A 12,748-nucleotide genomic window follows, 5' to 3' on the forward strand; every position below is an offset into this window, starting at 1 on the left:
TCGCTCCATTCGCCGGTAGAACCCACTTGCGGTAGCAGCAGACCAACGCTACTCGTCCTCGCCCTCCTCGGCCTGCAAGATATCGAATACGCGCGCCGCTTTGCCGTGCAGTTCGTAATCGAGCCGTCGCTCTTGCAGTTGGTCGGATCGATAGCGCGTATAGGCGTCGAGCACTTCCGCACTCGTCGCCCCGACGCCGACGATCTGAGCAATGACTTCGTCATCAAGCGGGCCGACGATACTGCGGATGTCGCTGGCCGTTGCGGCCGGCAACTCCGGGGTGGGGTTGGCATTCATCGTGCTTCTCCGATCGACGTCCGACAGGGACACTTGCCAGACCTCACGATGCAGGACGGACGGCGTCGCGCCGTCGCCCTGCAATCACATTTCATGCCGTATGCCGTTACGCCGTGCGTTCGCCCCGAGCCGGCGGGAACGCACGAGCTGATACGGACGCAGCGCATAGGCAAGCGTACCGAAACCGCTCCAGATATGCACGAGGCGCGTGAACGGAAACAGCAAGAACACGGTCATGCCCAGAACCAGATGCAGCTTGAATGGCCACATCACGAACGCCATCTGGCTCGCGTCGGGACGTAGCGTGACAATGCGCTGCGCCCAATCGGCCAACACGAGCATCTCGTGCGCATCGGCGCGCTGGGCATACGAAAACGGCAGCGTCAGCAGGCCCAGGCACAACTGCAGCCAGAGCACGAGAAGCAGCGCCAGATCGGTGCGACGGCTCGTCTTGCGGATACGCGCGTCGAAGATGCGCCGATGCAGCAGCATCGTCAGGCCAATAAAGCAAAGCGTGCCCGCAGCCCCGCCCGAGACGATCGCCAGCATCTGCTTCTGCGACGCCGTGATGAACACCGAATACAACGCATGGGGCGTCAATAGGCCAACCGTATGACCGAACAACAAGAACAGCACGCCTATATGAAACAGATTGCTGCCCCAACGCAACTGCGCACGACGTAACAGTTGCGACGAATCGCTCTTCCACGTGTACTGCGCGCGCTCGAATCGCGCGAGGCTGCCGAGCAGGAATACTGTCAGGCAGATATACGGATAGACCGAAAAAAAGAACGTATTCAGTGACGTGCTCATGCCCATGCTCCTTCGGCACCGTTCGGCGCTGCATGTGATTCATCTGCGGGTACGCGCCGAACGACATGCACCGGTTGGACTCGCCCCGCGGCCTGCTGCCCCGCGTTGCCGCAGCCATCGAACGCCGCCGGCTCCTGCCACGATACGTCGAGGTCGACCTCGGGCTCAGGCGGCGATGCATCGGTGTCGACGCGCTCGCCGGCGATGTCGAGCAGCGCGCCGAGAACGGCCGCATAGCCAGAACCGCGCCGATCGACGGCGCTGTAAATGCGCTGAACGATATGCGCGACCTCACCGAGTAACGCGACGGCCGCTTCGCGTGGCTGCGTCGATGCGTATTCGAGCAGCACCGTCAAATGATCGGGCAATTCGTCGGAACGCAACGCCAAGCCCGCTTGCTCGTAGGTTGCGATCAGATCGAGCATGGCCGGCCCGCGCTCGCGTGAATCGCCATGCACGTGCTCGAACAGATGCAGCGCGGTCCCGCGTCCTCGATCGAACAGCTCGACATAAGCTGCCTGCGCCTCGAGCTCATCGCCAGCGCCGATCGTGACCAACAGCGACTCGATCCCGGCAACGCGCTGCGCCCCGATGAAGCTCGATGCGCGCAATAGCTCGCGGAGATCATCGAGGTGGCGTCGCCACTCGGCATCGGGATAGCTGAGCAAATACGCCAGCGCGCGCAGCGTCAATGCGAACGCGGTCCGCTGAGGGTCCGGTTGTTCCGATCGTTCCAATCGTTCCATGATCAGCTCTCCACCTTGATCGGGATCGTCCGTTTGCCTTGGCCACCGAACAGGCTTGCGTCCTCATCGCCGTGATTGCAACCGTTGCCGAAGCTGAATCCGCAATCGCCACGCATGTCGAACGCATTCTCGGCGTACTCGCGATGCGACGTCGGAATCACGAAGCGATCTTCATAATTCGCGATCGCCATCACGCGGTACATCGTCTCCATCGTTTCGACGCTCATGCCAACCTGGCGCAGCACCGTGTCGTCGGTGATGCCGTCCACATGCTTGGCACGTTGGTAAGCGCGCATCGCCAGCATCCGCTCGAGCGCACGCACGACCGGGCCTTCGTCGCCTGCCGTCAGCAGATTCGCGAGATATTTCACGGGAATCCGCAACTGGCTGACATCGGGAATCGCACCGTTCGCACCGATATGGCCCGCTTGCGCGGCGCCCGTGATCGGCGACAGCGGCGGCACATACCACACCATCGGCATCGTGCGGTACTCGGGGTGCAGCGGCAACGCAACCTGCCATTCGACGGCCATGCGGTACACGGGGCTGTTGCGCGCGGCGTCGAGCCAGTTCTCCGGCACGCCGTCACGCCGCGCCGCTTCGATCACGGCAGGATCGTGCGGATCGAGGAACACGTCGAGCTGCGCGCGATACAGGTCCTGCTCGTTCTCGACGCTGGCGGCCGCTTCGATCCGGTCGGCGTCGTAAAGCAACACGCCGAGATAGCGGATGCGCCCCACGCACGTTTCGGAGCACACGGTGGGCTGCCCCGCTTCAATACGCGGGTAGCAGAAGATGCACTTCTCCGCCTTGCCGCTCTTCCAGTTGTAGTAGATCTTTTTGTAGGGGCAACCGCTGACGCACATGCGCCAGCCGCGACACTTGTCCTGGTCGATCAGGACGATGCCGTCCTCCTCGCGCTTGTAGATCGAACCCGAGGGGCACGATGCCACGCATGCGGGATTCAGGCAGTGTTCGCAAAGACGCGGCAGGTACATCATGAACGTATTCTCGAACTGTCCGTAGATGTCCTTTTGAATCGCCTCGAAATTGCTGTCCTGGCTGCGCTTCGAGAACTCGCCGCCCAGGATCTCCTCCCAGTTCGGCCCACCCGTGATCTTATCCATCGGCTGGCCCGTGATGAGGCTGCGCGGCCTGGCTGTCGGCGCCGCCTTCATTTCCGGCGCGCTTTGCAGATGATCGTAGTCGAACGTATAGGGCTCGTAGTAATCGTCGATCTGCGGCAGGTTCGGATTGGCGAAGATGCGCGAGAGCACCTTGAGCTTGCTGCCCTGGCGCGGTTCGATCGAACCGTCCTTTTTGCGAATCCAGCCGCCGTTCCACTTCTCCTGGTCTTCCCACTGTTTCGGATAGCCGACCCCGGGCTTCGTTTCGACGTTGTTGAACCACGCGTATTCAACGCCGGGCCGATTCGTCCAGACGTTCTTGCAGGTCACGCTGCAGGTGTGGCAACCGATGCACTTGTCCAGGTTCAGCACCATGCCGATTTGGGCGCGCACTTTCATTTTTCGACTCCTTGCGTTTGCGCCGCGCTCACCGCAGCCGCGGGTTCGTCAAGCCAATCGACATGCCGCATCTTGCGCACGACCACGAACTCGTCGCGGTTGGTGCCGATCGTTCCGTAATAGTTGAAGCCGTAGCTGAGTTGCGCGTAGCCGCCGATCATATGCGTGGGCTTCAACACGATGCGCGTCACCGAGTTGTGAATGCCGCCGCGCACGCCCGTGATTTCCGAGCCGGGCGTATTGATGATCTTTTCCTGAGCGTGGTACATGAGCACCATGCCAGGCTTGACGCGCTGGCTGACCACCGCGCGCGCTGAGATCGCGCCGTTGACATTGAACAGTTCGATCCAATCGTTGTCCTCGATGCCGGCCCGACGCGCGTCGTCTTCGCTGAGCCATACGACGGGACCGCCGCGATTGAGCGTCAACATCAGCAGATTGTCGCTGTACGTGCTGTGGATGCCCCACTTCTGATGCGGCGTAATGAAGTTCAACACGATCTCGGTATTGCCGTTCGGCTTGACGCCGTTCATGAGATCCGTCGCCTTCATGTCAACGGGCGGGCGGTAACTGGTGAAGCCTTCGCCGAACGCGATCATCCAGGGATGGTCCTGGTAGAACTGTTGACGGCCGGTCAGGGTCCGCCAGGGAATCAGCTCGTAGACATTCGTGTAGCCCGCGTTGTAACTGACCGTCTCGCTCTCGATGCCGCTCCAGGTGGGCGAACTGATGATCTTGCGCGGCTGTGCCTGGACGTCGCGATAGCGGATCTTCTCGTCTTCGCGCGCCAGAGCCAGGTGCGTATGATCGCGCCCTGTCGCCTTGGACAACGCCTCCCATGCCTTGACCGCGACGTGGCCGTTCGTCTCCGGAGCAAGTTGCAGGATGACTTCGCACGCGTCGATGTCGGTGACGATACGCGGCATGCCTTGCGTTACACCGGCCTCCTGTGTCAATCCATTCAGTTGTCCTAACTGTTGGACCTCGGCTTCCGTCTTCCAGGCGATGCCCTTGCCGCCGTTGCCGATCGTCGTCATTAACGGGCCGAGCGCCGTGAACCGCTTGTACAGGTTCGGATAGTCACGCTCGACGAGCGTCACCTGCGGCGCTGTCTTTCCCGGTATCACCGCGCACTCGCCTTTGCGCCACTCGCGCACTTCGAACGGCTGCGCGAGCTCCGCGGGCGTGTCGTGCATGAGCGGCGTCATCACCACATCGCGTTCGACCCCCAGATGGTCCGGGCACACCTCGCTGAATGCCTTCGCAAAGCCCTTGTAAATTTCCCAATCCGAACGCGACTGCCAAACCGGGTCCACCGCCGCCGAGAGCGGATGAATGAACGGATGCATGTCGCTCGTGTTCAGATCGTTCTTCTCATACCAGCTCGCCGTCGGCAGCACGATGTCGGAGTACAGGCACGTCGTGCTCATCCGGAAGTCGAGCGTGACGAGCAGATCGAGCTTGCCTTCCGGCGCCTGCGCGTGCCAGTTCACTTCCTGCGGCTTGGCGTCGCTCGGCCCAAGGTCCTTGCCCTGCACGCCGTTACTCGTCCCCAGCAAATGCTTGCAAAAATATTCGTGGCCCTTGCCCGACGAACCCAGCAGGTTCGACCGCCATACGAACATGTTGCGCGGCCAGTTTTCGGGGGCGTCGGGATCTTCGCAACTCATCTTCAAGTTGCCGCTTTCCAAGCCGTTAGCGACGAAATCACGGACATCCTGGCCTGCCCGCTCCGCCATGTCGGCGAGACGCAGCGGGTTCGTCGTCAACTGCGGTGCGCTCGGCAGCCAGCCCATGCGCTCGGCGCGTACGTTGTAGTCGATCATGCTCGCTTGCGCGTACGAAGCGTCGGCCAGCGGCGAGGCGATCTCGTCCGGACCCAGCTTCTCGTAGCGCCATTGATCGGTATGCGCATAGAAAAAGCTCGTACTGTTCATCTGGCGCGGCGGGCGCGCCCAATCGAGCGCAAACGCCAGCGCCGTCCAGCCCGTCTGCGGCCTGAGCTTTTCCTGGCCGACATAGTGGGCCCAACCGCCGCCGCTGCGGCCGATGCACCCGCACATCATCAAAAGATTGATGACGCCCCGGTAGTTCATATCGGCGTGATACCAGTGATTCATCGCCGCGCCGATGATGACCATCGATTTGCCGTGCGTTTTGTCGGCGTTCTCGGCGAATTGGCGCGCCAGCGCAACGATCTGCCCGCGCGGGACGCCCGTGATCGATTCGGCCCATGCCGGCGTGTAAGCGGCGTCGACGTCGTAATTCGCTGCGCCGCTGCCCAGCCCGCGATCGACGCCGTACTGCGCGGCCTGCAGGTCGAACACCGTTGCGACGTAGGTTTCGTTGGCGCCGCCCGCGTCATTTGCATCGCCGCCGAGCGCGACGCGAACGGCCGGGACGCGCGCGACCGATATCGCGCCGCTTTGCGCGTTCGCGGGGAAATGAGGGTTGTGCACGCCGCCGAAGTACGGAAACGCCACGTCGACAATCTCATGCGCCTGCGGCGTATCTTCGAGCACGGAGAGTTTCAGGCTCACTGCGCCGTCGTTTTGCGCATCCCGTTCTTCAAGATTCCATTTGCCCGCATCGTCGCGCCCCTGCGCCCCCCAGCGAAATCCGATCGATCCGTTCGGCAATGCGACGCGGCCCGTGCGATCGAAGGCTACCGTTTTCCATTCGGGATTGTTCGTCTGCCCGAGGTGGCCGGCGAAATCGTTCGCGCGCAGATACCGATCCGGCACGAGCGTCGTGCGGCCATCGGGCAACGTGTGCCGCTTGAGCATCACGAGCATCGGCATGTCGGTATAGCGCCGCACGTAGTCGTCGAAGTAGGCGCTGCGCTTGCGGAAGAAAAATTCCGTCAGGACGACATGGCCCATCGCCATGGCAAGCGCGGCGTCGGTGCCCTGCTTCGGGTGCAGCCACAGATCGGCCAGCTTGGCTACTTCGCTATAGTCGGGCGTGATCGCAACGGTCTTTGCGCCCTTGTAGCGGACTTCGGTAAAGAAGTGGGCGTCGGGCGTGCGGGTCTGCGGCACGTTGCTGCCCCACGCGATGATGAACGTCGAGTTGTACCAGTCGGCCGATTCAGGCACGTCGGTTTGCTCGCCCCAGACCTGGGGGCTCGCCGGCGGCAGATCGCAGTACCAATCGTAAAAACTCATGCAGACGCCGCCGATCAGGCTCAGATAGCGGCTGCCCGCAGCGTAGCTGACCATGCTCATGGCCGGGATCGGCGAGAAGCCGATGATGCGATCGGGCCCGTGACGTTTGATCGTATAAACGTTCGCGGCGGCGACGAGGCGATTGACTTCATCCCAGGTGCTGCGCACGAAGCCGCCCATGCCGCGCACTTGCTGATAATCGCGCCGTGCTTCGTCGTTTTCGACGATCGACGCCCACGCATCGACGGGATCGCGATGCAAGGCCAACGCAGCGCGCCAGCGCTTGAGCAAGCGGCCCCGCACCATCGGATACTTGACCCGGTTTGCGCTGTACAGGTACCAGGAATACGAAGCGCCGCGCGCGCACCCGCGCGGCTCGTGATTGGGCATGTCCCAGCGCGTGCGCGGATAGTCGGTTTGCTGGGTTTCCCACGTGACGATGCCGCCCTTCACGTAGATCTTCCACGAGCATGAACCCGTGCAGTTGACGCCGTGCGTGCTGCGCACGATCTTGTCGTGCGACCAGCGGTTGCGATAGGCATCCTCCCACTTGCGATCTTCGCCGGTCGTGACGCCGTGGCCTTCCGAAAAGCGCTCCGACGGCAGTGCGAAGTGAATCAGTCGATCGAGAAAGTGACTCATGGATGCTCCGAATTCAACATGGCATCGGTGCTCGGCGGCGCGCGTACTGCCACCACGTCACCGCGATACAGATCAGATAAAACCCGATGAAGACGTACAGCGCTGCCTCGGGGCCGCCCGTCAGCGAGATCGAGGTGCCGTAGCTCTTGGGGATGAAGAAGCCACCGTACGCCGCCATTGCCGCGGTAAAGCCCAGCGTGGCCGCGGCCTCGGTGTTGCCCTGCTTCGTCGCGCGCTCGATCGCCGCGCGGTCGTGCGGATCGGCCTCTTTCAGGTTCAAGGCGAGAAAGATCACCGGAATCATGCGGAACGTCGAACCGTTGCCGATGCCCGTCGTGAAGAACAGCACGAGAAAGCTCAGGAAGAAGCCGCCGAAGCTGCCGCCCGACGGCCCAGAGGGCAGGAAGAACAGCACGCCGCCGACCGCCAACGCCATCACGACGAAATTCCAGAGCGTGACGCGTGCGCCGCCAAGCTTATCGGCGAGCCAGCCGCCGAAAGGACGCACGATTGCACCGATCAACGGGCCGAGCCAGGCATAGGCAAGCGGATTGACGGTCGGAAATTCGTTCTTGATCAACAAGGGAAAGCCGGCCGCATAGCCGATGAACGAACCGAAGGTGCCGAGGTAGAGCAGGCACATGAGCCAGTTGTGTTTGCGTCGGAAGATCGCCGCCTGCGCCGCGAAGGAAGCCTTCGCTTCGGCGATGTCGTTCATGCCGAACCACGCGGCGAGCGATGCCACCGCGATCCACGGCACCCAGATGAACGCCGCGTTTTGCATCCAGACCTGCGATACATGCCCGGCCTTGACGATCGTTTGCGGCGCGCCGCCGAAGATGCCGAGCACGCCTGCGGTGACCACGAGCGGACTCAGAAACTGCACGACAGACACGCCGAGATTGCCGAGACCCGCGTTGACGCCGAGCGCGGAGCCTTTGCGCTCCTTCGGAAAGAAGAAGCTGATGTTGGCCATGCTCGAACTGAAGTTGCCGCCGCCGAAGCCGCACAGCAGCGCAAGTGCGAGCATGGTGCCGTAAGGCGTCGTGTTGTCTTGCACGGCAAAGCCGATGCCGAGCGCAGGCACGAGCAGGGATGCCGTCGAGATGGCCGTCCAGCGTCGACCGCCGACGAGCGGCACCATAAACGAATAGAAGATGCGCAACGTCGCACCGCTCAGCGCGGGAGCGGCGGCGAGCCAAAACAGTTGATCCGTCGTGTATTTGAATCCCAGCCCGGGCAAGCTGACGGCGACGACGCTCCAGACTTGCCAGATTGCAAAGGCCAGGAACAGGGCCGGCACCGAAATCCAAAGATTGAGCTTCGCAACGGCTTCGCCCTCGCGCTCCCAAAAGGCCTTGTCCTCGGGCGTCCAGATGTCCAGCGTGTGGCCGCTTCGCTGCGTCAGCGAACGGATGGTCATGGCGGCACCCCTATCGATTGGTTTTGATCTCGGCGGCGCGACGCGTTCGATCGGTTTCCTCCGAATGCGCTCACGCCGACGAACCAGAAACTAACCGGTCGGCCCGATGCCTGAATTGATGTCGATCAAATACATCAAAAAGTCGATGGAGCGCGACAGCGTGTCCGCAATCCACCGCTCACAACGAGGCAAAGTATTGATGCGCGTCATGGCGGCAGATGTGTCGCGCGCGGACAATCAACCATGATTGCCTGCGGCGTTTGGGAGTTTGTGACGCGCTTCGGTGACACGGGCCGGCGAGCCGGCGCCTCCATCCCTTTCAGCTCGCCAGTGCGAAATCGAGTGGCCAGCGCTTGCGCAGAAAGTCGATGATGTTCTGATCGAGTGCGGGCGAAGCGTACACCCACGTCACCGGCCCAGCGGCGAGCTTCGGCAGTTTTTCGCAGCGAATACCTGCATGCACGAGCGGTAAGTTGCGCGCGCGGTACCACTCGATATCCGCGGCGGCGCCGGGGTCGTCGCTGTAGCAGAGCCACTCGGCGGCAAAGGCGGCCTGCGCTGACGCCAACGCGTTGCTTACGCCTTCCGGCAGCGGAGAGCGATTCCCAAGGACGATCTCCGTCGGCGGGTACGCAATCACCCAATCGTCGTAAACGTCGTCGCTGACGCTGTGATAGAAGGTCGCTTCGTGCATCGAATAGTAGCGCTCGAGCATGAAGAAGCTCGCCACGAATCCGCCGCGTGACGGTCCCGTGTACCAGCCGTAAACGTTCTCGCCGTCCACGAGCACGACGACGGCGCACATCAGGCCTGGCCCGTGCGGCTCGTAGACAAGGTAGGTCGCGCGTTGATTCATGACGCTCTCCTTTGCCACGTACGGCGCGCTTGCGCGAGCCGCCTGCTGCTCCATGCTGTCGATGCAGGCGCCCCTTCCGGGCGTGACCGCTTCGGCGTACCAACGGCGAAAAAATTCGCCACCCTGCCGCAACTCGTCGGCCGTTAGGGCGTCGAATGGCTTCGAACAGCGCAGTTCGGCAGGCTGCACAGCGGCACAATGGGCGCAATGGGCGCACGGTACGCTGCTCAGCCTAGCGTGCGCCGCCCCGTTGCGGTGCGCTTTGATCGCCGTCAAACCTGCGTGCATCGCCTCTCGCCGTGGCGCTTTGACGCCGATCAACGCATGCGATTTCGCACGCGCTTACGCTGGCCGTGAGCGTCGTGCAGCGCGGCGGACGCCATGGGGCGAACGCCAATCAGGGCCGCATCGGAGCGGCAAGGAGCATCGGAATGAACGACAGCTATGAGCGCCGGGCCCTGCTGCTGCAGCTCGGCAGCGTCCTGCAGACGACGAGCCTGCTGCTCGCGCACGAGCGCCCCGACGAAACGCTGGGCGAGCTGACCGAGGCGCAGCCTCTGCTCGCCGATGTGCCGCTGCTCGAATACGCTTACCAACGCATGACCGTGCGTGAGTTTGTCGCGGCTGCCTTGCGCGCGTTTTGCCTGTGGCCACAGTTGCTGTTGGAAACACCGCTCGATCGCGCGGCGCTCGCCAGCCCGGTGCGCGAGCACCTGTTCCATGACAACCCGCACGGCTGGGCCGCATATGCCGCTTCGATACAAAGCGAAGTAGCGTGGTTCGGCAAGCCGACACCCGTCGCCGGCAACCGGCACGACGGCGATGGGGCGCGCCGCACGGCGTAAGTCGCGCCCCATTGCCCCGTTGCCCTCTTGTTTCGCAGACGGTGGCAAGCGTGCGGACGACGCATAGCGTCAGTTCCGCGATGCGTCAGCGCGCCGCGCCTTTGCCGCGGCGCGCGCCATTCACCGCTACTTCGCCTTCGGCTGAAAACCCTCGGCGCCGACCTGCCAGAGCGAGAACGCCCATTCGTCTGCGAAACGGTCGGCCGTTTGCTTGACGCTCGAGCCGATGCCATGCCCCGCATCGTAGTCGACCCGCAGCAATACGGGCCGCCCGCTCGAGGTTGCGGCTTGCACGCGCGCTGTCATTTTCAGCATGTGCCACGGCGAGACGCGCGGATCGTTCGCCCCCGTCGTAAACATGACGGCGGGATATGGCGTGCCGTCATGAATGTGCGCGTAGGCACTCATTGCGTAGAGCCCATGAAAACCGGCTTCGGTCGTCGTCGAGCCCATTTCGGGCACGTTCGGCGGGCCGTTCGGCTCCGTCTCGAAGCGCAACGTATCGGATACGCCGACGTCATCGAGCACGACGCGGAACAGGCCCGGATCGAGTGTCAGGGCACCGCCCATCACGATGCCACCCGCGCTGCGCCCGTTCGCCACCAGATAGCGACGCTGCGTATAGCCTTGGTCGATCATGTAATGCGCGCCCGCCAGGAAGTCGAACATCGTGTTGATCTTCCACTGCTTTTGGCCGGCACGGTGCCAGGCATCGCCATACTCGCCGCCGCCTCGCATATGCACGACCGTCATGATGCCGCCCTGCTCGAACCAGGCGCGCCACGCCGGTTGATAGTTGGGGTCCAGCGACAAGCCATAGCTGCCGTAGCCGTAGATGATCGTCGGATGCGAACCGTCGCGCGCAATGCCCTTCTTCGAAATGATCGAAATCGGCACCCGCGTGCCGTCGTAGCTCGTGGCGAACGTTTCCTGCGCCTCCAGTTCGTCCGACTCCGTCGTCGATGGCGGAATGAGTCCCGTGTCGGCCGCCGCGGCCGCACCCGGCGCATAGGCGATCTCGCGCGGCGCCTTGATCCAACCGCGCAGCTCGAACATCACGCCCGGCAGCTTCGCGTCGGGCTGAAGATCGCGAATCGCGCCCGCGAACGGTAGCCCGATCGTGCGATCGTCCTTGCCGTCGAAACCGGTCCGGTGCAGCTCGAACGTTGCGCCGGCGCGCTCGGCAAGGTATATCCCGTCGCTCGCCAGTGCAAAGGAGTCAATGACGTTGAGCCCCTCGGGCACGATCGTCGTCGCATGCGCGAGATCGGGACGCGCTGCCGGCATCGACACCACCTTGAAGCGCGAGGCGTCCTTGCCCGTCAACGCATAGAGACGATCGCCGTGCAGTTGCACGTCGACGACGCCGTCTTCCGGGCTCGCGATTTTCTTCCACGGCGTTTTGGCGCCGTGGATGTCGGCGAGTCGGGCAACGTAGAACGTATTCGGATTGTTATCCATGTTGTGATTCGCGACGGCAACGGCATACGGCGAATCGGGCGAAAGCAAGACGTAAGTCCCCTGTCCCTCGGGCACGTCGAGTTGCGCCGACACGCCGCGGCCGAAGACCGCGGCGTCGCCGTCGCCATCGGCGTGCTGCCCCAGCACGTGCAGGTGCGTCACTGCGTTGTACTCGCTTTGCGCAGGCGGCGTATTGGGGCCGACCTTCGGATAGCGCAGATAGAAGAACGAGCGATTGTCGTTGCGCCAGGACACCACGCACGAACTCGTGCGGTCGATCGCTTCGGCGAGTGCCCGGCCCGTTTGCACGTCGACCACGTGCAACACGCTCTGCTCCGAACCGCCTTCGGAAATGCCATACGCGACGTAGCGGCCGTCCCACGATGGCGCGTACCAATCGAGCGCGTAATGGCGCGCGCTGTCCTTCGACAACGCGGCGGGGTCGACGAGCACGTGCTCTTCGCCGTCGACGCCGTCGCGATAGGCCAGCTTCAGCAGGTTTTCGCCCGCCGCGGCCGTTTGGTAAAACAGCCGATGGCCTCGTCGCATGAAATCCGTGCGACGCAGATCGCCGCCCATCAACGACTCGACGCGCTGCACCAGCGCATTGCGGCCCGGAATCGCCGCCAGCGTGCGCCGCGTGTAGTCGTCCTGCGCCTTCATCCACGCCTGGACCACGGGATCTTTCAGGTTCTCCATGTAGCGGTAATTGTCGACGACCGGCGTGCCGTAATACGTATTCGTGACGGGATGCACGGGGGCGACGGGGGGAAGGTCGGCCGACCAGGCAGCGCTCGAGGCGGTGAGACAAGACAGAACCGTTACGGCTAGAAGAGGCTTGTTTCGTTTCATTGTTGTGCTCGCTCCAAGTAACGACGCGCAAGATTAACGCGCGGCGCGCCCCGACGATAGTAGAGAACTTGCTCGAATGATGGCGCCAAGTGAGCATCACGATCGCGCGGCGGGTTTTAT

At 63.0% G+C, this 12,748-nt stretch carries 10 protein-coding genes; 2 read left to right on the forward strand and 8 right to left on the reverse strand.

All coding sequences use genetic code 11. From position 1 onward, the window contains the following. Positions 1–48: 48 nt before the first annotated feature. The 6 genes from C0Z19_RS03675 to C0Z19_RS03700 all read right to left on the reverse strand — a co-directional run bounded on the left by C0Z19_RS03675 (position 49) and on the right by C0Z19_RS03700 (position 8,614). Entirely contained in the window at positions 49–297 is a 249-nt protein-coding gene (locus C0Z19_RS03675; protein WP_102608532.1) for a hypothetical protein, read from the reverse strand. A gap of 84 nt (positions 298–381) precedes the next feature. Continuing rightward, positions 382–1,110, reverse strand: coding sequence for a respiratory nitrate reductase subunit gamma (gene narI / locus C0Z19_RS03680; RefSeq protein ID WP_102608533.1), 729 nt, complete (start codon positions 1,108–1,110; stop codon positions 382–384). Further along, positions 1,107–1,856, reverse strand: coding sequence for a nitrate reductase molybdenum cofactor assembly chaperone (gene narJ, locus C0Z19_RS03685; RefSeq protein WP_102608421.1), 750 nt, complete (start codon positions 1,854–1,856; stop codon positions 1,107–1,109). The genes narI and narJ overlap by 4 nt, the downstream gene beginning before the upstream one ends. A 2-nt stretch (positions 1,857–1,858) precedes the next feature. After that, positions 1,859–3,382 (reverse strand): nitrate reductase subunit beta, encoded by a 1,524-nt coding sequence (gene narH, locus C0Z19_RS03690; RefSeq protein WP_102608422.1) that lies wholly within the window; start codon positions 3,380–3,382, stop codon positions 1,859–1,861. Further along, positions 3,379–7,191 carry a nitrate reductase subunit alpha gene (locus C0Z19_RS03695; protein WP_102608423.1) on the reverse strand — a complete coding sequence of 1,271 codons (3,813 nt, stop codon included), beginning with the start codon at positions 7,189–7,191 and terminating at the stop codon, positions 3,379–3,381. The genes narH and C0Z19_RS03695 overlap by 4 nt, the downstream gene beginning before the upstream one ends. A gap of 13 nt (positions 7,192–7,204) precedes the next feature. After that, on the reverse strand, positions 7,205–8,614 hold the full coding sequence (locus C0Z19_RS03700) for a NarK family nitrate/nitrite MFS transporter (protein WP_102608424.1): 1,410 nt from the start codon (positions 8,612–8,614) through the stop codon (positions 7,205–7,207). A gap of 106 nt (positions 8,615–8,720) precedes the next feature. On the opposite strand from C0Z19_RS03700, the gene C0Z19_RS28175 reads away from it, so the two are divergent. Beyond that, entirely contained in the window at positions 8,721–8,861 is a 141-nt protein-coding gene (locus C0Z19_RS28175) for a hypothetical protein (RefSeq protein ID WP_158242938.1), read from the forward strand. Positions 8,862–8,933: 72 nt separating this feature from the next. Here the strand turns inward: C0Z19_RS28175 and C0Z19_RS03705 are convergent, their stop codons facing one another. Continuing rightward, the gene (locus C0Z19_RS03705) at positions 8,934–9,470 is read right to left on the reverse strand and encodes a hypothetical protein (RefSeq protein ID WP_102608534.1); all 537 of its coding nucleotides are present in this window, start codon (positions 9,468–9,470) and stop codon (positions 8,934–8,936) included. A 431-nt stretch (positions 9,471–9,901) separates the two neighbouring features. Here C0Z19_RS03705 and C0Z19_RS03710 point away from each other — a divergent pair, with 431 nt between their 5' ends. After that, a complete protein-coding gene (locus C0Z19_RS03710; RefSeq protein WP_102608535.1) occupies positions 9,902–10,315 on the forward strand; it encodes a hypothetical protein in 414 nt (137 codons plus the stop codon). Positions 10,316–10,441: 126 nt separating this feature from the next. On the opposite strand, the gene C0Z19_RS03715 is transcribed toward C0Z19_RS03710, so the two are convergent. After that, the gene (locus C0Z19_RS03715; RefSeq protein ID WP_102608425.1) at positions 10,442–12,628 is read right to left on the reverse strand and encodes a prolyl oligopeptidase family serine peptidase; all 2,187 of its coding nucleotides are present in this window, start codon (positions 12,626–12,628) and stop codon (positions 10,442–10,444) included. Positions 12,629–12,748: the final 120 nt, after the last annotated feature.

It is taken from the genome of Trinickia soli (assembly GCF_002879855.1).
Lineage (GTDB): Bacteria > Pseudomonadota > Gammaproteobacteria > Burkholderiales > Burkholderiaceae > Trinickia > Trinickia soli.